This is a genomic window from Nocardiopsis sp. iso_25 (genome assembly GCF_056173305.1).
Map to the genome: position 1 here is coordinate 4,327,211 of NZ_CM149667.1, position 21,714 is coordinate 4,348,924.

Consider the following 21,714-nt stretch of genomic DNA (forward strand, 5'->3'; position numbering starts at 1 on the left):
GGTGTCGCCGGATGGACCCGGTCTCCATGGTCTTCGGAGCCACGATCGCTCTCGGCGGGTTCCTGTTCGGCCGCCTGCTGACCAAACGCCAGACGCGGGCGGCGCTCGACCAGCAGCGCAGGCAGGAGCAGTCCCGGGCCCTGGGCACACCGCAGAACCCCCAGCCCCTCTGCGGCTGCGGCCACCACCTGGTCTTCCACGACCAGCAGAACAAGAGGTGCCAGACCCAGGTGGTCATCCCCGGCCGCTGGACCGGGCAGGCCAGCTCCACCTACCGCCAGTGCATGTGCCAGGGCTACCGGGGTCCGCTCCCCCTCGACGAGTACTACGCCCCCGACTACCTCAACGAGACCGACGGCTGACCGGGCGCGGGAGCGTCCCGTGCCCGTCGGCGGGGGCGCGGCGAGGTTGTCCACAGGCGGTGACGGGGGCTGGCGCGGACCGGCCCCTTCCGCTTTCCTGGAAACAGGGAGCCCGGGCGCCGCCACCCCCGGGTTCCCTCCCTCCCGACCGCCTCCGACCGCCGCCCCCGCCTTCGACCGCAGAGACCGGCCCCGCGCGCGGGGACCGCTCCGCCCCGTTCTTTGCGGAACCGCCCCGTCGAGGCCCCCGCGCCGCGTCCGCCGCTCCCCGCGCGGGAACCCCGGCGAGACCACCGCCACAGTGCGCGAACCTGGGACACGGGGCCGACGGGATGACAATGTCCTTCCCCGCCACCAGAATGTCCCCGCACCGAACAGCCAGAGAGTGGACGTTTAACCAGTGACGACGCCTGTGACACCCACGATCGACCAGCGCATCGCCGAGGAACTCGGAGTGGGCGCGCACCAGGTCACCGCCGCCGTCGACCTGCTCGACAGCGGATCGACCGTGCCCTTCATCGCCCGCTACCGCAAGGAGGTCACCGGAGCGCTGGACGACGCCCAGCTGCGCGCCCTGGAGGAGCGCCTGCGCTACCTGCGCGAGCTGGCCGAGCGCCGGACCGCGATCCTGGAGTCCATCCGCTCCCAGGGCAAGCTGGACGAGGCGCTGGAGGCCAGCATCCACGCGGCCGACTCCAAGGCCCGGCTGGAGGACATCTACCTCCCCTACAAGCCCAAGCGGCGCACCAAGGCCCAGATCGCCCGTGAGGCGGGGCTCGAACCGCTGGCCGAGGGGCTGCTGGCCGACCCCGGCCGGGACCCCCGGGAGGCCGCCGCGGCCTACGTCGACCCCGACAAGGAGGTGGCCGACGTCAAGGCCGCCCTGGACGGGGCCCGCGCCATCCTGGTGGAGCGCTTCGCCGAGGACGCCGACCTCACCGGCCTCCTGCGCGAGCGGCTGTGGGAGAGGGGCCGGCTCGGCTCGGCCGTGCGCGAGGGCAAGGAGGAGGCGGGCGCCAAGTTCGCCGACTACTTCGCGTTCTCCGAACCGCTCACCGAACTGCCCTCCCACCGCGTACTGGCCATGTACCGGGGCGAGAAGGAGGAGATCCTCACCCTCACCCTGGAGCCGGAGGACGCCCCGGCCGAGAACGCCGACGGCACCACGCCCCGCAGCACCTACGAGAACGCCATCGCCCACCACTTCGGGATCGTGGACCGCGGCCGCCCCGCCGACCGCTGGCTCCAGGACACCGTGCGCTGGGGCTGGCGCACCCGCATCCTGGTGCGGCTGGACATCGACGTGCGCATGCGGCTGTGGCAGCGGGCCGAGGACGACGGCGTGAACGTGTTCGCCGCCAACCTGCGCGACCTGCTGCTGGCGGCCCCCGCCGGAAGCCGCGCCACCCTGGGCCTGGACCCGGGCCTGCGCACCGGAGTCAAGGTCGCGGTCACCGACGCCACCGGCAAGGTCGTGGCCACCGACACGGTCTTCCCGCACGCCCCCCGCCGCGACTGGGACGGCGCCGTCCACAGCCTGGCCAGGCTGTGCGCCGCCCACGCCGTGGAACTGGTCGCGATCGGCAACGGCACCGCCTCCCGCGAGACCGACAAGCTCGCCGCCGACCTGATCAAACGCCACCCCGAACTCAAGCTCACCAAGGTGATGGTGTCGGAGGCGGGCGCGTCGGTGTACTCGGCCTCGGCCTACGCCTCCGAGGAGCTGCCGGACCTGGACGTGTCGCTGCGCGGCGCCGCCTCCATCGCCCGCCGCCTCCAGGACCCGCTGGCCGAGCTGGTCAAGATCGACCCCAAGTCGATCGGGGTCGGCCAGTACCAGCACGACCTGGCCGAGACCAAGCTGTCTCGCTCCCTGGACGCGGTGGTCGAGGACTGCGTGAACGGTGTGGGCGTGGACGTCAACACCGCCTCGGTGCCGCTGCTGACCCGGGTGTCGGGCGTGACCTCCACCCTGGCGCGCAACATTGTCGCGCACCGCGACGCCAACGGCCCCTTCCGCACCCGCGAGGCGCTGCGCTCGGTGCCGCGCCTGGGCCCCAAGGCCTTCGAGCAGTGCGCGGGCTTCCTGCGCGTGCCCGGCGGCGACGACCCGCTGGACGCCTCGGCAGTGCACCCCGAGGCCTACCCGGTGGTGCGGCGCATCCTGGACCGGGTGGAGACGGACCTGCCCTCGCTCATCGGCGACAAGGACATGCTGTCGCGGGTGCGCCCCCAGGACTTCGTGGACGACACCTTCGGTCTGCCCACGGTCACCGACATCCTGGCCGAGCTGGACAAGCCCGGCCGGGACCCGCGCCCGGCCTTCACCACCGCCACCTTCAAGGAGGGCGTGGAGAAGCTCCAGGACCTGGCCCCGGGCATGCTCCTGGAGGGCGTGGTCACCAACGTGGCGGCGTTCGGCGCGTTCGTGGACGTGGGCGTGCACCAGGACGGCCTGGTCCACGTGTCGGCGCTGTCGTACAAGTTCGTGGAGGACCCGCGCGACGTGGTCAAGCCGGGCGACATCGTGAAGGTCAAGGTCCAGGACGTCGACATCCCGCGCAAGCGTATCTCCCTGACCATGCGCCTGGACGACGAGGCGCCCGCACGCGGCGGCCGGGGCGGCCGCGAGGAGCGCGGCGACCGCGGCGGCAACGGCGGCAACGACCGCCGCCGGGGCAACAACGGCGGCGGCGGCCGTCGCAACAACGGCGGCGGACGCGGCCGCGACAACCGCGAGGGCGCCGCCCCGCAGGGCGCGATGGCCGAGGCGCTGCGCCGCGCCGGCCTGGGCAAGTAACGCCCCTCGCCGCCGACGGGTGCGGGGAGGGGGCGAACGCCCCTCCCCGCACCCGACCGGTCCCCGCCCGGGTCAGACGTGGTCCCGCGGGATCACCGAGGTGTAGATCTTGGTGGCTACGCGCCGCGTGCCCTCGTAGGCGTCCAATGTCGCGTGCAGGTGGAAGTCGGTCGCCGTGGACGTGAGCACCGTGTGGGTCCTAGTCCGCACGGACCAGTCGCCGCGGGCGAAGCCCATCGTCCACACCGCCTCGCCACGGACCGAGTCGTGGTCGTCACCGACCCTGCTGTAGCGCTCCTCCGCTCGACGGGTCACCTCCAGGTCGATGTCGTCGAAGCGCACCGTCCCCAGATCCTTGACCACCTCCAGCGCGGCCCCGTAGCGCACGAGGTCCTGGGTCAGGTCCCACCGCTCCTCGCCCGGAGCGATCCGGCTCGTCGCGATCGGTGCGGTGCCCTCGGGCTCACCGAAGGCGGCCACGCCCCGCCCCTCACCACCGCCCCCGACCGGACGCACCGGCAGCAGCACACGGGTGTGCTCCCCCTGGAACACCGAGAGGGTCACCGGCTCGGGCGATGGCCACACCAGCGGCCAGTAGGAGGTGGAGACCGAGACCCGCACCCGGTGCCCGGCCGGGAAGGCCTGGGCCACACCGTTGAGGGGGACCGACACGCGGTAACGGCGCCCCGGCACGAGCTTGCGCGGCCTCTCGTGGCCGTCGGCGTGGGTGAGGTTGAGCAGCCCGTAGGTCACCCGCGTGGCCTGCCCCTTGGGCGTGACGTCGCACAACCGCACCGCGACCATCGCGTCGGGCCGGTCCACCGCCAGTTCGAGTTCGACCACCGCCGAGCCCAGGATCTCCAACCGCTGCGGAAGCGGCACGCTGTCGAAGACGATGGACCCGCCGTCGTCCTCGCGCTGGTCGTAGGGCAGGTCCGGAGGGGCGTTGTACGAACACCACTTGCCCGCGTGCTGTCCGGTGGACAGCGGGGAGGACAGGGTCAGCACGTCCTCACGGCCCGAGGGCTCCCCCTCCGCGAGCACCCGGCCCGCGCCCAGGTCGCGCGGTACCAGCACGACCTCCGGCGAGGGCCACTCCCGCTCACCGACCCAGCGCCCCGGCCGGGCCTCGTAGGCGGTGGAGGGCGCCACGCTCTCCTGCATCCAGGCCCGCAGGACGGGCGCCTCCATCACGTCGTTGTCCACACCCTTGAGCCAGCGGTCCCACCAGCGCACCAGCTCCTGGAGGAAGCCGATGGCGGGGCCCGGCTGACCCAGGTGCGGGTACTTGTGCGACCAGGGGCCCAGCAGCCCCAGGCGGGGGACGCTCAGCCCCTCCAGCAGCCGGAAGACCGAGTTGGAGTAGCCGTCGGCCCACCCGCTGACGGCCATGACGGGCACCCGGATCGCGTCCAGGTCCTCGGCCACCGAACCGTGCCTCCAGTACGCGTCCCGGTGCTGGTGGCGCAGCCAGGTGTCGAGCCACAGGCCGCTGTGGTCCAGCCGCTCGTGCCACATGTCGCGCCAGCGCTCACCGACCAGCTCCGGATCGGGCGGGCAGGAGTTGTAGGCGAACATCGTGGAGGCCCACGACAGGTTGTCCCCCAGCAGGCACCCGCCCATGTAGTGCACGTCGTCGGAGTAGCGGTCGTCGGTGGAGCAGGCCGTCACGATCGCCCGCAGGCTCTCCGGCCGCCGCGCGGCGACCTGGAGGGCGTTGAACCCGCCCCAGGAGATGCCCATCATCCCGGTGCGGCCGTCGCACCAGGGCTGCCCGGCCAGCCAGGCCAGCACCTCCTCCGCGTCCAGGAGCTCGCGTTCCAGGTACTCGTCGGTGAGCACCCCCTCGGAGTCGCCGCTGCCGCGCAGGTCCACCCGGGCGCACGCGTACCCGTGCCCGGCCATGTAGGGGTGGTGCACCGAGTCGCGCTGCGCGGTCAGGTCGCGCCTGCGGTACGGGATGAACTCCAGGACCGCCGGCACCGGGGCCTCCTCGCTCCCCACCGGACGCCAGATCCGCGCGGCGAGCCGGACCCCGTCGCTGATCGGGATCAGGACGTACTCGTCCTCGCGGACCTGGTGGGGCAGTTCACTGACGGTCCTCATCCGCGGTCCCCCTCCTGTCGGACGCCGTCGGTGTCATGGATCGTGAAGGGCAGCTCCGCCACGCAGGCCCGGTACCTGCGCTCGCACTCCGCACTGTCCCCGCCGCCCACGAACACGTGGGCCAGCTCGAAGCTGTAGCTGTCCTGGAGGGGCAGGTCGGAGAGCCACTGGCCCTGGCGCGCGACGATCTCCACCTTCGTACCCGGCGCCGTCTTCTCCGCACGCGCGACGTCCTCGGCGGTGGGCACCGCCGCGACGAAGCCGTCGCGGAAGCGGCGCAGGAGCCACTTGGCGGCCACCGCGTACCGCCCGCCGCGCTCCAGCTCGGGCTCCTCCCCCAACGCGACCCTCAGGCAGATCTCGTGGTTGGACACCCCGCGCACCAGCTCGAACAGCCGGGCGTGCGACTGGGAGTGGCGCGGGTTGATCTCCAGGAGCCGCACGTCGCCGCTGCGCGGGTCGTGGAAGTACTCGATGTTGAAGGTGACGTCGTCCAGGCCGATCCGGGAGACCACCCGTTCGGACAGCTCGGTCAGGCGTGCGCCGACCTCTTCCGGCACCGTGGACGGGTACTCGTAGCGCAGGAAACTGGACGTGCCCGGATAGCGGTGGGAGTCGACGATCCCGTAGACGTGGGGGACGCCCCGGCGGACGTAGCCCTCGACGGTGAGCTGGTCACCCGTGGCCTCCTCCTCGGCCAGCGCGGCCGTGCCCCCGCACCCGGCCACCTCCGGGGGCAGCCGCAGCAGGTCCATCACCCACTGGAAGGACGTGCCGAAGCGCCCGGCGCCCGCCCTGATCCGGTCCATCGCCGCGCGGAACTCGTCGTCGTCGGCGGCGCGGAAGGCCAGCTCGGAGGAGCACGACTTCACCGGCTTGACCCACAGCGGGTAGGACAGCCCCTCCGGTTTGGCCGTGGCGTCGAGGCCGACCTCGGCGAAGCGGGGAACGGCCTCGGGGATGACGGCGCGCTGCTCCAGACGGCTCCAGTACTTGTGCTCGCACCGGACGACGGCTTCCAGGGGTGCGCACGACAGCCCCCGGTCCCGGCACAGCAGCGGCACCAGCGAGCTGACCGGGAAGTCCCAGAACCCGATGACCGCGTCGACCCCCTCCCCGAAGGAGTCGAGCCTGCCGGCCGCCAGGGCCAGGACCGCGGGCATGTCCACCGGCCGGTCCTGGCCGATCTCGTCGAGGTCGAGCAGTTGGAGGAAGCGGTAGCCGCGTTCGGCGGGCAGCGAGAGCAGAACCTCCCGGTTCTGGTCGTCGAGCCCCAGGACGAAGACGTTCGTGGTCATCGGGCACCTCCGGCGGGGTGGTGCCAGCCGGCGGCCACGCCCCCGCACCGAAGACCCGATGCGCCCCGGCCGCCGGCGCCACCCACTCCTACCTGTGAGGATGCCCCTCTCCCCCACCTGCCCCGACCGGACCGCGAGGCGTTTTCCGAACCTTTACCGGCCGCGGGTCCAAGCGGGACGGGCCGCGCGGGGAGCCCGCCTACCGGGGGGCGAGGGCCACCCCGGCCCACAGCTCGCGCACCGGCGAGGCGTCGCTGGCGTGCAGCAGGTCCTCGGCGTCCCACACCTTGACCGCGGTGGCCTCGGCCGTCACCGCGGGCCAGCCCGGGTCCCCCGTGGCGGCGAAGTCGCGCCAGGCCGCGACCATCCGCCCCGACAGCGCCCGGTGGGCCTCACCGGGCTCGCCGTCGAGCAGGAACCGCCCGAAGTCGGTGTCCAGGTTGCCGAACGCGAACGGCAGGTCGAAGGCGTGGCAGGCCCCCAGGCGCCCCTCCATGGCGGGGCTCTCCGCGGCCAGCCGGAAGAAGTGGGCACGGCCCCCGGCCGCGGCGTGCGCCTCGGCGAAGCGCACCGTGTACTCGCAGAACAGCGCGTCGCCCTGGATCGCGGCGAACAGCTCGCGCAGCGTGGCCCCGGGGTGCACCGACCGGTAGGCGGCCACCGCGCCCTCGCCCAGCCCCAGGCGGGAGGCGGTCACCGCCAGCGAGGACTCGCCGTCGATCTCCACGCTCTGCCCCAGCTCGGTGAACAGCCGGTACTCGTGGGCGTTGTGGCCGACCAGCAGGTCCACCCCCGAGGCGGCGCCGCGCGCGACCGCCTCCAGCGGGGCCTCGGGCAGTTCGGGGCCGCCGACCACGGGCGCGAAGCAGGTGAGGGGCCTGGTGCGCACTCCTGCCGAGCCCCCGGCGGGGGCGGAGGCGAGCACCTCGTCGGTGGCCTCCAGCAGCTTCTCCGGCGCCAGCGCGGCCAGGGCCCCGGCCTCCAGCGGCACGCCCGCGGCGGCGGCGATCCGCCCGGAGACCGCCCGCGCCGTGTCGGCGGTGAGCATGTCCCCCGGAACGCTGTGCGCGATCGCGCGCCGGAAGAGCCCCCGGGCGGACGGCGAGGCCATCAGGCACGCGACCGAACCGGCCCCGGCGGACTCCCCCGCCACCGTCACGTTGTCGGGGTCTCCCCCGAAGGCGGAGACGTTCTCCCGCACCCACCGCAGGGCGGCGGCCTGGTCGAGCAGGCCGCGGTTGTCGGGGCGGCCGGGCACGTGGCCGAAGCCCTCGAAGCCCAGCCGGTAGTTGACCCCCACCACGACCAGGCCGCTCTCGGCGAGCCGGGTGCCGTCGTAGGTGGCCTCGGAGGCCGCTCCGACAATGTAGGCGCCCCCGTGGATCCACACCAGCACGGGGGCGCGGTCGCCCTCGCGGGCGGCGGTCCACACGTTGAGCGACAGGCAGTCCAGGGACGTGTGCGGGGTCCAGGGCGCCGCGCCCAGGAGCTGGTTCCCCTGCGGGGGCGGGGGACCGAAGGAGGTGCAGTCGCGGACGCCGTCCCAGGGGGCGGCGGGCGCGGGGGCGGCGAAGCGGTACTCCCCGAAGGGGGCGGCGGCGTAGGGCACGCCCCGGTAGACGGCGACCCCGCCGCTCTCGGAGCGCGGCGAGGCGGTGCCCCGGACCCGCCCGCCCGCTGTCGTCACTGTGTGCTCGGCGTCCACGTGCGTCCTCCCCATCGGTGCGCGACACCCCACACCTAACAACGTTAGGCAGACCGGCGCAAGACCCCGGGAACGGCCCCGCTGCGACGCACCCGCCCGCGACACCCGTCCGATCAGCCGGGACGCGGAGGGCGCCCGAACCGACCGACCGGTAACATACCACCTGGTCGGTATGAACAGACGAAGGAGAGGTCGCCCATGCGCGCCATCCAGATCACCGAGTTCGGCGGACCCGAGGTCCTGCACCTCACCGAACTGCCCGATCCCCAGGCGGGCCCCGGCGAGGTGCTCGTCGACGTCACCCGCGCCGGGGTCAACTTCGCCGACACCCACCAGGCCGAGAACAGCTACCTGTCCCCCGCCGCGCTTCCGCTGGTCCCGGGCATGGAGATCGCCGGACGCACCGCCGACGGCCGCCGCGTGGTCGCCCTGACCACCAGCGGCGGCTACGCCGAGAAGGCCACCACCGACACCGCCACGGCCTTCGACATCCCCGACGGCGTCTCGGACGAGGACGCGCTCGCCCTGGTCGTGCAGGGCGCCACCGCCTGGGTGCTGCTGCGCAGGTCCGTACGGATGGACCCGGGCGAGACGGTCGTGGTGCACGCGGCGGCGGGCGGCGTGGGCACGCTCGCCGTCCAGCTGGCCAAGCGGTTCGGCGCCGGGCGGGTCGTCGCCGTGGCCAGCAGCGAGGACAAGCGCGCGCTGGCCGCGGAGCTGGGCGCGGACGCCGTCGTGGACTCGGCCGCGCCCGACATGACCGAGGCGCTGATCGGGGCCAACGGCGGGCGGCGCGTGGACGCCGTCCTGGACATGGTGGGCGGCCGGGTCACCGACCAGAGCGTGCGGGCACTGGCCCCGTTCGGACGCCTGGCCTTCTACGGAATGGCCTCGCGCGAGCTGCCCAGCCCGGTGCAGCCCGCCAACCTCATGCGCTTCTCCACCAGCGTGAGCGGCATGTGGCTGCCGCACGTGTGGACGCTGCCGGGCGAGGTGATGGGCCGGGCGATGGCCGAGCTGTTCACGCTGGTGGCCGAGGGGCACCTGAGGCCCGTCCTGGGCGGCTCCTACCCCCTGGGCGAGGCCGCGCGGGCGCACGAGGCGCTGCGTTCCCGGGGCACCTTCGGCAAACTCACCCTCGACACCACTGCCTGAGGCAGCACCACCTTTACCACGTAGATCACCAAATGTCCGGCGTGTCGGATTTCGGTGACCCGGAGGTGTACCGGCGCGGACCCGGTGAGCGCCGCGCCGGTACGCCGCGCCGGACGGGCACCGCTCCGCCGCGAGGAGCCCGGGGGGAGCCCTCCGCGCGGGCGGCCCTACTCGGCGGCGGTGCGGTAGACCAGGTCGGCGTAGTCGGGGTGGCGCTGGATCCACCCCTTGACGAAGGGGCACAGGGGCAGCACCGCCAGTTTCCGCGGGCGCACGTCGTCCAGGGCCCCTCTGACCAGGGCCCCGCCCAGGCCCTGCCCCTCGTGGGCGGGGTCGATCTCGGTGTGGGTGAAGGTCACCATGTCGTCGGTGAGGATGTACTCGGCGAACCCGGCCACCTCCCCGTCGACCCTGATCTCGTAGCGTTTCCGGTCCCGTACGTCGACCACGTCGGTCGTCATGGAAGCCCTCACTTTCCGGTCCGCGGGGGGACGTCGTCGGCCCGCGCCGCCATTGTCCCGCTTCGGCGCACCTTTCGCCCCTTGCGGCACGCACCTCCCCCGACATAGAGTCGCCATGACATACCGACCAGTCGGTCTAAGGAGAGCGGAATGACATCCCGGTTCGGCGGGCGGACCGCCATCGTCACCGGCGCGAGCCGGGGCATCGGCCTGGCCGTCGCCCAGCGGCTCGTCGACGAGGGCGCGCGCGTGTGCGTCACGGCGCGCAGGCCCGAGCCCCTGGAGGAGGCCGTCAAGGCCCTGGGCGGACCCGAGCACGCCATCGGGGTCCCCGGCCGGGCCGACGACCCCGAACACCAGGACGCGGCCGTGGCCGCCACCCTGGAGGCCTTCGGCAGTATCGACATGTTCGTCAACAACACCGGCATCAATCCGGTCTACGGGCGGATGGTCGACCTGAACCTGGACGCGGCCCGCAAGATCTTCGAGGTCAACGTGCTGTCCGCGATCTCGTGGACGCAGAGGGCCTACCACGCCTGGATGGCCGAGCACGGCGGCTCCGTCGTCAACGTCTCCTCCGTGGCCGGGGTCAAGCCCGCCCCCGGCATCGGCTTCTACGGCGCCACCAAGGCGACGCTCATCCACGTCACCGAGGAGCTGGCCGTCGAGCTGGGCCCGGGGGTCCGCGTGAACGGCGTCGCCCCGGCCGTGGTCAAGACCCGGTTCGCCTCCGCCCTCTACGAGGGGCGCGAGGAGGAGGTCTCCGCCCAGTACCCCCTGGGGCGCCTGGGCGAACCCGGGGACGTGGCGGGCGCGGTGGCCTTCCTGCTCTCCGACGACGCCTCCTGGATCACCGGCCGCACCCTCGTCCTCGACGGCGGCCTCACCCTCACCGGAGGTGTGTGACATGGACCTGACCGACACCGGGGCCGTGGTCACCGGCGCGGGCAACGGCATCGGCGCCGCGATCGCGCGCAGGCTCGCCGGAGCCGGGGCGCGCGTGGTGGTCAACGACCTGGACGCGGGCGCGGCCGAGGCCGTGGCCGCCGAGATCGGCGGGGTGGCCGTCCCCGGCGACGCCGCGAGCGAGGCGGGCGTCACCGCGCTCGTGGCCGAGGCCGGGGCGCACCTGGGCGGCATCGACCTGTACGCGGCCAACGCGGGCGTGGGCGTGGGCGGCGGCCCCGAGGCCCCCGAGGCCGACTGGGACCTGGCCTGGCAGGTCAACGTGATGGCCCACGTGCGCGCCGCCCGCGAGCTGGTGCCCGGTTGGCTGGAGCGCGGACAGGGCCGCTTCCTGACCACGGTGTCGGCCGCGGGCCTGCTCACGATGCTGGGCAGCGCGCCGTACTCGGTGACCAAGCACGCCGCGCTGGCCTTCGGCGAGTGGATGTCGGCCACCTACGGCGACCGCGGGATCACCGTGCAGTGCGTGTGCCCGATGGGCGTGCGCACCAACCTGCTGGAGAGCAGCGGCGACACCGGCAGGGCCATCCTGTCCCCGGAGGCGATCACCCCCGAGGAGGTCGCCGACGCGGTGATGGTCGGCCTGGCCGACGGGCGCTTCCTGATCCTTCCGCACCCCCAGGTCGCCGACCACTACGCGGCCCGGGCCGACGACACCGACCGCTGGCTCGCGGGGATGCGCCGCCTCCAGGCCAGGGTCTTCGAGGGGCGGACGTGAGCGGCGAACACGCGGACGCGCTCCCGGGCCTGGACCTGACCGGCCTGCGCGCCTACCTGGACGCGGCCGTGCCCGGCCTGGTCTCGGGCCCCCTGGAGGGCCGGATGGTCGCGGGCGGCAAGTCCAACCTGACCTACGTGGTCACCGACGGCGCCGGCAGCTGGGTGGTGCGCCGTCCGCCGCTGGGCCACGTGCTGGCCACCGCGCACGACATGCCCCGCGAGTACCGGGTGATGAGCGCGCTGCGCGACACCGCCGTGCCCGTCCCGCGCACGCACGTGCTGTGCGAGGACTCCGAGGTTCTGGGCGCGCCGTTCTACGTCATGGAACACGTGGCGGGCACCCCCTTCCGCACCCGCGACGAGATCGCCCCGCTGGGCGCCGAGGCCGTCCGCGGCGTGGCCGAGGCGCTGATCGCCACCCTGGGCGAGCTGCACGCGGTGGAGCCCGAGGAGGTCGGGCTGGGCGACTTCGGCCGCCCGCGGGGGTTCCTGGAGCGCCAGGTGCGCCGCTGGGGCAAACAGCTGGAGGCCTCCCGCAGCCGGGACATCCCCGGTATCGACGAGCTGCGCGACAGGCTCGCCGCGACGCTGCCCGAGCAGTCTGCGCCCGCGATCGTGCACGGCGACTACCGCCTGGACAACGTGCTGGTCACCTCCGCGGGGCGCGTCAACGCGGTCCTGGACTGGGAGATGGCCACGCTCGGCGACCCGCTCGTGGACCTGGGCCTGATGCTCGTCTACCAGGCGCAGCCCGTGGGTGTGGACGCCGTGCCCGCCACCTCCGCCGAGGGCTACCCCTCCCCCGAGGAGCTGGTGGGCATGTACGCCGCCGCGACCGGCCGCGACGTGTCCCGGCTGGGCTGGTACGTGGCCCTGGGCTGCTTCAAGCTCGCGGTGATCGCCGAGGGCATCCACTTCCGCCACGGTCGGGGGCTGACCGTCGGGGCGGGCTTCGACGGGATCGGAGAGGTGGTCGCGCCCCTGGTGGAGCGCGCCCACACCATGCTGGAGGAGGACTGAACATGGACTTCGCCCACGACAGGGAGACCGAGGAGCTGCGCGAACGGCTGCTCGCCTTCATGGACGAGCGCGTCTACCCGGCCGAGGCCGTGCTGGAGGAGCAACTGGCCGCGCGCCAGGACCGCTGGTCCACCGCGCCGGTGGTGCGCGAACTCCAGGCCGAGGCGCGCGAGCGCGGGCTGTGGAACCTGTTCCTGGCGGGCCACCCCGAGCACGGCGGCCTGCCCAACCTGCGGTACGCGCCGCTGGCGGAGATCACCGGGCGCAGTCCGCGACTGGCCCCGATCGCGCTCAACTGCGCCGCGCCCGACACCGGGAACATGGAGGTGCTGACGATGTTCGGCACCCCGGAGCAGCGTGAGCGCTGGTTGGAACCCCTGCTCGACGCCAGGATCCGGTCGGCGTTCGCGATGACCGAGCCCGCGGTGGCCTCCTCCGACGCCACCAACATCACCACCAGCATCGTCCGCGACGGCGACGATTACGTGGTCAACGGGCGCAAGTGGTACATCACCGGGGCCCTCAACCCCGAGTGCGCCGTGTTCATCGTGATGGGCAAGACGGACCCCGACGCCGAGCGGCACAGGCAGCAGAGCATGGTGCTGGTGCCGCGCGACACCCCCGGGCTGACGGTCAGGCGGGGCATGACGGTGTACGGCTACGACGACAGCGATCACGGCGGCCACGCCGAGGTGGTGTTCGAGGACGTGCGGGTGCCCGCCTCGAACCTGGTCGGCGACGAGGGCGAGGGGTTCGCCATCGCCCAGGCCCGGTTGGGGCCGGGCCGCATCCACCACTGCATGCGCGGTATCGGCATGGCCGAGCGGGCCCTGGAGCTCACCTGCCGCCGGGTGCTGGACCGCGTGGCCTTCGGGCGGCCGCTGGCCGAGCAGGGCGTGGTCCGCGAGTGGATCGCCGAGGCGCGCGTGGCCATCGAGCAGCTGCGGCTGCTGGTGCTCAAGACCGCCTACCTGATGGACACGGTGGGCAACAGGGGCGCGCACACCGAGATCCAGGCGATCAAGATCGCCACCCCGCGCACGGTGGAGTGGATCCTGGACAAGGCGATCCAGGCGCACGGCGCGGCCGGGGTCAGCCAGGACCTGCCCCTGGCCGGATGGCTGGCGGGGGTGCGGTCGCTGCGGCTGGCAGACGGTCCCGACGAGGTGCACCTGCGCTCGCTGGGCCGCGCGGAGCTGCGCAAGTACCGCTAGCGGCGCTCCGCGCGCCGCGGGAGAGCGTGAGGGGGCCGGACGCGGCGCGTCCGGCCCCCTCGCCGCCGGTTCCCCTCACCGCCGGTTCCCCTCGCTCAGGCCCCGGGGCGCAGCCCCGCCACGAGCAGGTCGGCGAAGTGGCGCCCCACGTCCTCGCCGCCGAGTGCGCCGCCCGGGTGGTACCAGGTGCTCAGGTGGTGCACCGAGCCGAAGAAGTAGTTCACCACCAGGTCGGCGGAGACGTCGGTGCGAAAGACCCCCTCGTCCTGCCCCTGGGCGACCATGTCCCGGAAGGTCTCGTGGTAGCGGCGGCGCTCGGCGCGCACGGCGCGCTGCTTGTCCTCGCTCAGCTGGTGCATGGAGCGGAAGAAGATGACGGTGTCGTCGAGGTTGGCGACGCTGGTGACGATGACGTCGGCCGCGGCGGCGTGCACGCGGTCGGCCACCGGCTCCTCCCGCGAGGCGATCCGCACCAGGTGCTCGGTCTGCATGCGCAGCACGCGCGCGTAGACCTCGTAGAGCAGGTCGTCCTTGGAGCCGAAGTAGTGGTACATGGCGCCCTTGGTGACGCCCGCGGCGGCCACGACCTCCTGTACGGAGGTGCCCTCGTAGCCGTTGGAGGCGAACAGGCGCGTCGCCGCCCCCAGGAGGCGCTCGGGTACCGACCCGGTCGGTGTGTCGGCCTCGGCCGTCCGCTGTCCTCGCGCCATGTGCTGCCCCACCTCGTGCCCCGTCAGTCCCGGAAATACCGGCCGGGACAGCATACCGACCGGCTGGTACCCGACGCCACGCACACGGGTGCCGCTGCTCACACCACCCGCAGGTCGACCTTGCGCCCGTCGGGATCGGTGAGCACGCGGCGCCCCGGCTCCAGCGGTGGGACGGCGCGGTCTCCGCGCACGGTGAACCCCAGGCGCGCCGCGCCCGTGGAGCGTTCGGCCGTGGCCGGGTAGATCTCGACGACCATGCCGTCGGCCAGTTCGGCCGCGTGGTGCTCGGGCCCCGAACCGTGCCGCTCGCGGACGAAGCGCAGACCGAGCCCGGTGTAGAAGGCGCGGCACTCCTCGACCCGGTCGGTGTAGAGGACCAGGAGCGTGGCGCGCGGGAGCGCCGCCCCGGGGAGCCCGTCCGCCTCCGGACCCTCCTCCAGGATCCGCCGGGCGCGGGCGTACTTGGCGCGCAGCCGCCGCGCCTGTTCGTCGGGCAGCAGGGCCAGGCGGCGCTCGTCGGAGTTGTGGGCGTTGTCGGCGAGCTTGACCAGCCTGCCCAGCGGGTCGGCGGCGGCGCGGCGCACCGCCTCCTCGTAGGGCTCCCCCGGGCGCCGGGTCACCGACTCCACCGCGCGCACGACCTCCTCCGGGCATCCCCGCGCGCGCAGGTCGTCGGCGGTGAGCGGGGTGTCCTCCAGCACGTCGTGCAGCACCCCGGCCGTCTGGGCGCGCTCGCCGTGCCCGGCGAGCAGGTCGCGCACCGCGAACACGTGCTCGGCGTAGGGCCGCCCGGCCCGGTCGGCCTGCCCGGCGTGGGCCTCCTCCGCCAGGCGCGAAGCCTGTTCCAGCGTCATCGCCACCGTCCTGCCACCCCTTCCCCGTCACGCCGACCGTACCGGGCGCGCGGGGACGGGGCAGGCCCTCAGTCCCCCACGAAGTTGTCCCCGTACTCCTCCGAGGGCGCCACGGGCGTGATGACGTCGACCAGCACCCCGCCGGGGTCGGCCACGATGAAGTGCCGCTGGCCGAACGGCTCGGTGCGGATCTCCAGTTCGGGACGCAGGCCGCCGCGCACCACCAGGCGCTCCCACTCGGCGTCCACGTCCTCCACCTCGAAGTTGAGCAGCAGGCCCTGGACGGGCCTGCGGTAACCCTCGGGGACGGTGGGGTGCCCGGGGTCGAGCAGGGCCAGCTCGTACTCGGGCGGGCCGGGCCTGCGCAGGCTCACGTACCAGTCGGCGGCGAAGGTCTCCTCGAAGCCGAACAGGCCGACGTAGAAGTCGCGGCACTCGGCCAGACGGGGCGTGCCGAGCACCGGATAGAAGCTGCTGAGCCGCATGGACTCCACCTTTCACGTACCTTCGGTATGTGAAGGTACGCTATTGGCATACCTTCGGTATGTCAACAAGGGGGGTCGGACATGGCCGCTGGACCGGGCAGCCGCGCGCGGCAGCGCGAACGCACCAGGCGCGTCCTGCTGGGCGAGGCCCGCAGGCTGTTCGCCGCGCACGGGTACGGCGGGGTGGGGCTGGCCCGGATCGTGGCGGACTCCGCGGTCACCAAGGGCGCCCTGTACCACCACTTCGAGGGCAAGCCGGACCTGTTCCGCGCGGTCCTGGAGGAGGTGCAGTCCGAGGTCGGCGACGCCGTGGCGCGGGCGGCGGACGCGCACGCCGACCCGTGGGACCGGCTGACCGCCGGGTGCCGGGCCTTCCTCACCGCCAGCACCGCGCCGGACGTGCGGCGGATCATGCTGGTGGACGGGCCCGCCGTGCTGGGCTGGAGCACCTGGCGGGCCCTGGACGAGGCCGCCTCGGCCCGCCACCTGGCCGAGGCGCTCTCCGCACTGGTCGGGGCGGGCGTCCTGGAGCCGCGGCCGGTCGCGCCCGTGGCCCACCTGCTCTCGGGGGCGATGAACGAGGCCGCGCTGTGGCTGGCCGACAGCGACGACCCCGAGGACCTGGAGCAGGTGTGGGAGGCGCTGTCGCGCATGTTGGAGTCCCTGCGCCGCACCTGAGCCGGGTCCGCCCCGGTCCGGTGCCGGGCGGGGCGGACGGGGGCGGGCGGAGCCCTCGGTCAGGACCCGGAACGCCCCGGTTCGGGCGCTATCGTGGCCCCCATGGCGGAGAGCACGCAGACGGACGAGGACACGCAGTTCCGCGACGACTTCGTCGGGCGCTTCTCCGAGTACTGGCAGTCGCAGGGCCGCCCCCGCGCCGAGGGCCGCATCGTGGGCTACCTGCTCGTGGCCGACCGCGAGGCGGTGAGCGCCGAGGAGATCGCCGACGGCGCCCGGGTCAGCCGGGGGACGGTGTCGCAGTCGGTGCGGCGCCTGCGCGAGATGGGCTTCGTGGAGCTGGTCCCCTCCCCCGGGAGCCGATCGCGGCTGGTCGCCATGGACGAGGACGTCTGGGGCGGGTTCCTGCGCAACGAGCGCTCCTACCTGCGGCGGCAGAGGGAGCTCGCGGCGTCGGCGCTGGAGCGCCTGCCCGGCCTGAGCCCGCCCGCGCGCACCCGGCTGCGCAACATGCACGACTACATGACCTGGCTGGACGACTACCACGACACCCTGCTCTCCTCCTGGGAGGAGTACAAGGCCCGGCGGGACTGACGGCTCAGTCCCGCCCGTCGCCCGCCACCGCCCGGGAGCCGCTCCGCGGAGGGCGGCACACCCTCAACCGACGGTTCCGGCGCGGGACTCCCTCTCGTGCGGGATGACCAGCGGCGTGCGGGTGCGCGGGTCGGGCACCACGTCGCAGGGCAGCCCGAACACCTCCTCCACCAGGCGGGCGGTCACGACCTCCTCCGGGGGGCCGTCGGCGACCACCCTGCCCGCGTCCATCAGCACCAGGCGGGTGGCGAACCGGGCGGCCTGGGCCAGGTCGTGCAGGACCGCGACCACCGTGCGCCCCCGGCGGTGCAGGTCGGCGAACAGCTCCAGCAGGTCGTACTGGTGGGCGATGTCCAGGTAGGTGGTGGGCTCGTCCAGCAGCAGGACGCCGGTGTCCTGCGCCAGGACCATCGCCACCCAGGCGCGCTGGCGCTGGCCGCCCGAGAGTGAGCCCACCTGGGTGTCGGCCAGGTCGGTCAGCCCGGTCAGCTCCAGCGCGCGGCCGATCGCCGTCTCGTCCTGGGGGCTCCACTGGCGCACCAGCGTGTGGTGCGGGAAGCGGCCGCGGGCGGCCAGGGCCCGCACGGTGATGCCCTCGGGGGCGGTCGGGCTCTGCGGCAGCAGCGCCATCTGGCGCGCGACCGCCTTGGCGCGCTGGCCGCGCACGTCCCTGCCGTGCAGCAGCACCCGCCCCGACATCGGCTTGTTCACCCGCCCCAAAGCCTTGAGCAGCGTGGACTTGCCGCAGCCGTTGGGGCCGACGATAACGGTGAACTCGCCCTCGGCCACACCCAGGTCGAGGTCGCGCACGACCGGTTCGGCCCCGTACCCCAGGGTCAGGCCCTCCGCGGACAGCACCAGACTCACAGCACACCCTTTCGCCATTCACGAATCAGCAGGTAGCCCAGGTAGACGCCGCCGAGGCCCATGGTGAAGACGCCGACCGGCAGCCCGTCTCCGACCGGGGACTGCTGGACGGCCAGGTCCGCCGCCACCAGCAGCAGGGCCCCGACCAGGGCCGACAGCACCATGTTGGGGCCCGGCACGGCGGAGAGGCGGCGCGCGATCTGCGGCGCGGTCAGCGACACGAACGCGATCGGACCGGCCACGCTCACCGCGGCCGCGGACAGCACCACCGACAGGCAGACGGCGGCGGTGCGGGTGCGGGCGGCCCGCGCACCGAGTGCGTCGGCGAGTTCGTCGCCCATCTCGTTGAGGGAGACCGGTCCGGCCAGCGCCGCCACGAACGGCAGCGCCAGCAGCAGGACCGCCCAGATGGTGGTGGCGTGCTCCCATGAGCGGGCGCCCAGGCTGCCGTTGACGTAGGCGGACAGGACGCTGGCCTGGTCGCGGGCCATCACGGACACCACGAAGTGGGTGAAGGCCTGCGCCATGGCGGCCACCCCGATGCCCGCCACGATCAGGCGGCCGGGATGGCGCAGCCCCGTCCCGGTCACCGAGGCCACGACGACCATGGCCAGGGCGGCACCGGCCAGGGCGCCCAGCGGCACGGGGAGCACACCGGGCAGGACCAGGGCGGCGAAGGCCGCGCCCGCCCCGGCTCCGGCGCCGAGTCCGATGACGTCGGGGCTGCCCAGGGGGTTGCGGGTGACGGACTGGAAGAGCGCGCCCGCCAGGCCCAGGGCCGCGCCCGTGCCCGCGGCCACCGCCAGGCGGGGACCGCGCAGCCGTTCGAGCACGAAGGTCTCGGTGGCCTCGCCCCCGCCCGCCAGGACGGTGGGCAGGCGGGTCAGGGGCACGCCGAGCCGGCCGAGGGCGAGCGTGGCGGCCGCGGCGGCGACCATCAGGAGCAGGAGTCCGGCCGCCCACAGCAGCGAGCGCCGGTGGACGGGCAGCGCGACCGGGCCCAGCCTCAGCACGGGAGGGGAGGCCCCCAGGGGTCGGGCGCGCCCGTGCTCCGGCCGGGCCGGGCTCACCGGAGGCGGGGACGTGCGGGTGGTGCGGGTCATGGGGTACTCCGCATCCTGCGGACCGCGTACAGCAGGACGGGCGCACCGACGAACGCGGTGACGACGCCGACCATGAGTTCGGTGGGACGCACGATGGTACGGCCGACGACGTCGGCGAGCAGCAGCAGGGTCGGGCCCACCAGCAGCGCGAAGGGAACCTGCGCGCGGAAGTCGACGCCGACCAGGGCGCGCACCACGTGCGGCACGGCCAGGCCGACGAAGGCGATGGGCCCGGCGGCCGCGGTGGCCCCGGCGGCGAGCAGGGTTCCCGCCACGAGCCCGGCCGAGCGGGTCCACACCGTGTTGGCGCCGGTGGCGATCGCGGCCTCCTCCCCCAGGGCCAGGGCGTTGAGGCCGCCGCAGACCACGAGGGCGAGCAGGACACCGACGCCGATGACCGGCAGCACGGACGCGATGACGTCGTAGCCGCGCCCGGCCAGGGAGCCGACCACCCAGTAGCGGTAGCTGTCGAAGGTCTCGGGCAGGCTCAGGGCCACCGCCTGGACGTAGGCGGTGAGCACGGCGGAGACCACCGCGCCCGCCAGGACCAGGCGGACCATGCCGCCGTCACCGCCGCGGCTGCCCACCGTGTAGGCGGCCAGCCCCGCGACCAGGGCCCCGGGCAGCGCCCACCAGACCGTCGCGGTGACCGAGGTGGGGCCGAACAGCGCGGTGGCCGTGACCACCGCGGCGGCGGCCCCGGCGTTGACGCCCAGCAGACCGGGGTCGGCGAGGGGGTTGCGGGTGACGCCCTGCATGAGGGTGCCCGCCAGGGCCAGGGCGGCCCCGGCCACCACCCCCAAAACAGTGCGCGGGTAGCGGCTCTCCACCACCGTGGTGGTGAAGGAGTCCGCCCCGCCGGTGATCGCCGCCCACACGTCGGCGACCGGTGTGGGCCTGCTGCCCATGACGAGGCTGAGCAGGACCGCACCCGCCAGCGCGGCGACGCCCGCACCGAGCATGAGCGCGGTGCGGGCGGGACGCGTGCGGGGCGCGGCCGCGGTTGTCTTCGCGCTGACCATGGAGAAGCTAGTTCCCGATGTTCTGGGCGGCCTCTTCGATCATGGGCACGTAGCGGTCGATGACCCAGGGGACGGTCAGCGGGTTGATGATCGAGGAGGCGGTGACGAAGGAGTTGTCCTCGGAGGCGACCACGGCGCCGCTCTCGACGGCGGGGATGGCCGCGTACAGCTCCTGGGCCTCGATCTCGGCGCGGGTCTCGGGGTCGCTGTAGAACGTGAAGAGCAGGTCGCTCTCGGAGAGCTGGTCGGCGTTCTCCAGGCCGATGAGGGCCGAGTCGGTGCCCTCGGTCTCGGGGAGGGTCTCCACGACCGGGTCGACGGTCAGGCCCATCCCGCGGACCATGGCCACGCGCTGCTCGTCGGGCAGGAACACGCCGAGGGTGCCGGGGCCGTCGGTGTAGACGTAGGAGAAGGTCAGGTCGGCGAACTGCTCGTTTGCCGCCGCGGCCTCGTCGAACTGCGTCTCGATGTCCTGGATGAGGCCCTGGGCCTCCTCGGGCTGGCCGAGTGCCTCCCCGACGATCTCGATCTGCTGGTCCCAGTCGGTGCTCCAGGGCAGCTCGGGGTAGGCGACCGTGGGGGCGATGTCGCTCAGGATGTCGTACTGCTCCTGGGTGACGCCGGACCAGGGGGCGAGGATGACGTCGGGCGCCAGCTCGATGATCGCCTCGAAGTCGATGTCGTCGGCGCCGGCGAACTGGGCGGGCAGTTCCTCTCCCGCCTCGGTGACCGCCTCGTGGATCCACGGCAGGTAGCCGGTGTCGTCGCTGCCCCACTCGTAGCTCTCGACGCCCACGGGCACGACGCCGAGGGCGATGGCGGTCTCGGCGGAGCCCTGGCCGAGGGTGACCACGCGCTCGGGCTGCTCGGGGATCTCGGCGGTGCCCAAGGCGCTGTCGATGCTGACCGGGAACTGGCCGCCGGCGGTGTCGCCGCCGCTCTCACCGGTGCTCTCCTCCGCGCTGCCGCACGAGGTGAGGCCGAGGGCGAGGAGGGCGGTGAAGGCGATGCCGCTGACACGGCGAAGGGTGGAGGCCATGCTCACACTGCTTTCTTCGTCATGGGGAGTGGCCGCGCCGTGTGCGGGCGGGCCGTTTCCGCGCATGGGGGCGTCCCGAGGGGGAAACACGGAGGACAGAACGGGAGGATCCCGGCGAAACCAAGGTTAGTCTAACCTCACTCGGTTTGGATTTCAAAAGTTCTGAACTCCGGGCACCGGCCCCGGCCGCCTCTCCCTGCCCCCGCCTGACACAGCCTTGACCTGCCATGGAGCTTGTCCGAGATCTCCTCGGGAAGTGCCTCTAGAGGCAACCACCAACGCGAGGAGCACCATGATCGCCAAACTGTCCGAGATGGGCGTCACGTCCGAGATGGCCTACGGGGCCGGTTTCGTCTCCGTGGGCCTCTCCTTCGCCGCCTGGGTCGCCTCCAAGAAGGGGGAGGATTCCGGGCTGGACCGCGCCGACCGGTGGGGAATCTTCATCGGTGAGTGGGCACCCACCTTCTTCGCGATCGGCGTCGCGCTTCGGCTGGAGGAGTCCACGAAGAAGTAGGTCCGCGCCGCGGCGTCCGGCACACGGGCGCGACGCGGACG

The 21,714-nt window shown here is 73.6% G+C and carries 21 protein-coding genes; 10 read left to right on the top strand and 11 right to left on the bottom strand.

Features of this window, described 5'->3' with window-relative positions:
- Positions 1–11 precede the first annotated feature (11 nt).
- Together AC0VX6_RS18570 and AC0VX6_RS18575 are read left to right on the top strand one after the other, a co-directional pair.
- A complete protein-coding gene (locus AC0VX6_RS18570) occupies positions 12–362 on the top strand; it encodes a hypothetical protein (RefSeq protein WP_475465416.1) in 351 nt (116 codons plus the stop codon).
- A 400-nt stretch (positions 363–762) separates the two neighbouring features.
- Positions 763–3,162: a Tex family protein gene (locus tag AC0VX6_RS18575; protein WP_475465417.1), complete on the top strand. Its 2,400-nt coding sequence runs from the start codon at positions 763–765 to the stop codon at positions 3,160–3,162.
- A 72-nt stretch (positions 3,163–3,234) separates the two neighbouring features.
- Here the strand turns inward: AC0VX6_RS18575 and AC0VX6_RS18580 are convergent, their stop codons facing one another.
- The 3 genes from AC0VX6_RS18580 to AC0VX6_RS18590 all read right to left on the bottom strand — a co-directional run bounded on the left by AC0VX6_RS18580 (position 3,235) and on the right by AC0VX6_RS18590 (position 8,271).
- Entirely contained in the window at positions 3,235–5,268 is a 2,034-nt protein-coding gene (locus AC0VX6_RS18580; protein ID WP_475465419.1) for a CocE/NonD family hydrolase, read from the bottom strand.
- Positions 5,265–6,566 (bottom strand): ATP-grasp domain-containing protein, encoded by a 1,302-nt coding sequence (locus tag AC0VX6_RS18585; RefSeq protein ID WP_475465420.1) that lies wholly within the window; start codon positions 6,564–6,566, stop codon positions 5,265–5,267. Before AC0VX6_RS18585 ends, AC0VX6_RS18580 begins: the two co-directional genes overlap by 4 nt.
- 199 nt (positions 6,567–6,765) lie before the next feature.
- On the bottom strand, positions 6,766–8,271 hold the full coding sequence (locus AC0VX6_RS18590) for a carboxylesterase/lipase family protein (protein WP_475465421.1): 1,506 nt from the start codon (positions 8,269–8,271) through the stop codon (positions 6,766–6,768).
- A gap of 198 nt (positions 8,272–8,469) precedes the next feature.
- On the opposite strand from AC0VX6_RS18590, the gene AC0VX6_RS18595 reads away from it, so the two are divergent.
- On the top strand, positions 8,470–9,426 hold the full coding sequence (locus tag AC0VX6_RS18595) for a quinone oxidoreductase family protein (RefSeq protein WP_475465422.1): 957 nt from the start codon (positions 8,470–8,472) through the stop codon (positions 9,424–9,426).
- A gap of 167 nt (positions 9,427–9,593) precedes the next feature.
- Here the strand turns inward: AC0VX6_RS18595 and AC0VX6_RS18600 are convergent, their stop codons facing one another.
- The gene (locus AC0VX6_RS18600; protein ID WP_274973941.1) at positions 9,594–9,887 is read right to left on the bottom strand and encodes a GNAT family N-acetyltransferase; all 294 of its coding nucleotides are present in this window, start codon (positions 9,885–9,887) and stop codon (positions 9,594–9,596) included.
- Positions 9,888–10,037: 150 nt separating this feature from the next.
- Between AC0VX6_RS18600 and AC0VX6_RS18605 the strand changes: the two genes are divergently transcribed.
- Genes AC0VX6_RS18605 through AC0VX6_RS18620 form a run of 4 tightly spaced genes read left to right on the top strand, consistent with a single transcriptional unit; the run spans position 10,038 to position 13,807 of the window.
- Positions 10,038–10,793 (top strand): SDR family oxidoreductase, encoded by a 756-nt coding sequence (locus tag AC0VX6_RS18605; protein ID WP_274973942.1) that lies wholly within the window; start codon positions 10,038–10,040, stop codon positions 10,791–10,793.
- A gap of 1 nt (position 10,794) precedes the next feature.
- A complete protein-coding gene (locus tag AC0VX6_RS18610; protein WP_274973943.1) occupies positions 10,795–11,571 on the top strand; it encodes an SDR family oxidoreductase in 777 nt (258 codons plus the stop codon).
- On the top strand, positions 11,568–12,593 hold the full coding sequence (locus AC0VX6_RS18615; RefSeq protein ID WP_274973944.1) for a phosphotransferase family protein: 1,026 nt from the start codon (positions 11,568–11,570) through the stop codon (positions 12,591–12,593). The genes AC0VX6_RS18610 and AC0VX6_RS18615 overlap by 4 nt, the downstream gene beginning before the upstream one ends.
- A gap of 2 nt (positions 12,594–12,595) precedes the next feature.
- Positions 12,596–13,807: an acyl-CoA dehydrogenase family protein gene (locus tag AC0VX6_RS18620; RefSeq protein WP_274973945.1), complete on the top strand. Its 1,212-nt coding sequence runs from the start codon at positions 12,596–12,598 to the stop codon at positions 13,805–13,807.
- Between the two features lie 95 nt (positions 13,808–13,902).
- Here AC0VX6_RS18620 and AC0VX6_RS18625 read toward each other — a convergent pair whose 3' ends face one another.
- From AC0VX6_RS18625 to AC0VX6_RS18635, 3 genes are all read right to left on the bottom strand, one after another.
- On the bottom strand, positions 13,903–14,517 hold the full coding sequence (locus tag AC0VX6_RS18625) for a TetR/AcrR family transcriptional regulator (protein WP_274973946.1): 615 nt from the start codon (positions 14,515–14,517) through the stop codon (positions 13,903–13,905).
- 98 nt (positions 14,518–14,615) lie between these two features.
- Positions 14,616–15,371 carry an HD domain-containing protein gene (locus tag AC0VX6_RS18630; protein ID WP_475465425.1) on the bottom strand — a complete coding sequence of 252 codons (756 nt, stop codon included), beginning with the start codon at positions 15,369–15,371 and terminating at the stop codon, positions 14,616–14,618.
- A gap of 68 nt (positions 15,372–15,439) precedes the next feature.
- The gene (locus AC0VX6_RS18635) at positions 15,440–15,856 is read right to left on the bottom strand and encodes a VOC family protein (RefSeq protein ID WP_274973947.1); all 417 of its coding nucleotides are present in this window, start codon (positions 15,854–15,856) and stop codon (positions 15,440–15,442) included.
- A gap of 81 nt (positions 15,857–15,937) precedes the next feature.
- Here AC0VX6_RS18635 and AC0VX6_RS18640 point away from each other — a divergent pair, with 81 nt between their 5' ends.
- Both AC0VX6_RS18640 and AC0VX6_RS18645 read left to right on the top strand, forming a co-directional pair.
- Positions 15,938–16,534 (top strand): TetR/AcrR family transcriptional regulator, encoded by a 597-nt coding sequence (locus tag AC0VX6_RS18640; protein ID WP_475465426.1) that lies wholly within the window; start codon positions 15,938–15,940, stop codon positions 16,532–16,534.
- Positions 16,535–16,636: 102 nt separating this feature from the next.
- The gene (locus AC0VX6_RS18645; RefSeq protein WP_274973949.1) at positions 16,637–17,128 is read left to right on the top strand and encodes a GbsR/MarR family transcriptional regulator; all 492 of its coding nucleotides are present in this window, start codon (positions 16,637–16,639) and stop codon (positions 17,126–17,128) included.
- Between the two features lie 63 nt (positions 17,129–17,191).
- Here the strand turns inward: AC0VX6_RS18645 and AC0VX6_RS18650 are convergent, their stop codons facing one another.
- The 4 genes from AC0VX6_RS18650 to AC0VX6_RS18665 are packed head-to-tail and all read right to left on the bottom strand — an operon-like array spanning position 17,192 to position 21,159.
- Positions 17,192–17,995: an ABC transporter ATP-binding protein gene (locus tag AC0VX6_RS18650; RefSeq protein ID WP_274973950.1), complete on the bottom strand. Its 804-nt coding sequence runs from the start codon at positions 17,993–17,995 to the stop codon at positions 17,192–17,194.
- Complete coding sequence (locus AC0VX6_RS18655) at positions 17,992–19,098, bottom strand: FecCD family ABC transporter permease (protein WP_475465428.1); 1,107 nt, start codon at positions 19,096–19,098, stop codon at positions 17,992–17,994. Before AC0VX6_RS18655 ends, AC0VX6_RS18650 begins: the two co-directional genes overlap by 4 nt.
- Positions 19,095–20,120 carry a FecCD family ABC transporter permease gene (locus AC0VX6_RS18660; RefSeq protein WP_274973951.1) on the bottom strand — a complete coding sequence of 342 codons (1,026 nt, stop codon included), beginning with the start codon at positions 20,118–20,120 and terminating at the stop codon, positions 19,095–19,097. The genes AC0VX6_RS18655 and AC0VX6_RS18660 overlap by 4 nt, the downstream gene beginning before the upstream one ends.
- 7 nt (positions 20,121–20,127) lie before the next feature.
- The gene (locus AC0VX6_RS18665) at positions 20,128–21,159 is read right to left on the bottom strand and encodes an iron-siderophore ABC transporter substrate-binding protein (RefSeq protein WP_475465430.1); all 1,032 of its coding nucleotides are present in this window, start codon (positions 21,157–21,159) and stop codon (positions 20,128–20,130) included.
- 292 nt (positions 21,160–21,451) lie between these two features.
- On the opposite strand from AC0VX6_RS18665, the gene AC0VX6_RS18670 reads away from it, so the two are divergent.
- Positions 21,452–21,673, top strand: a complete 222-nt coding sequence (locus AC0VX6_RS18670) for a hypothetical protein (protein WP_274973953.1) — start codon at positions 21,452–21,454, stop codon at positions 21,671–21,673.
- Positions 21,674–21,714 lie beyond the last annotated feature (41 nt).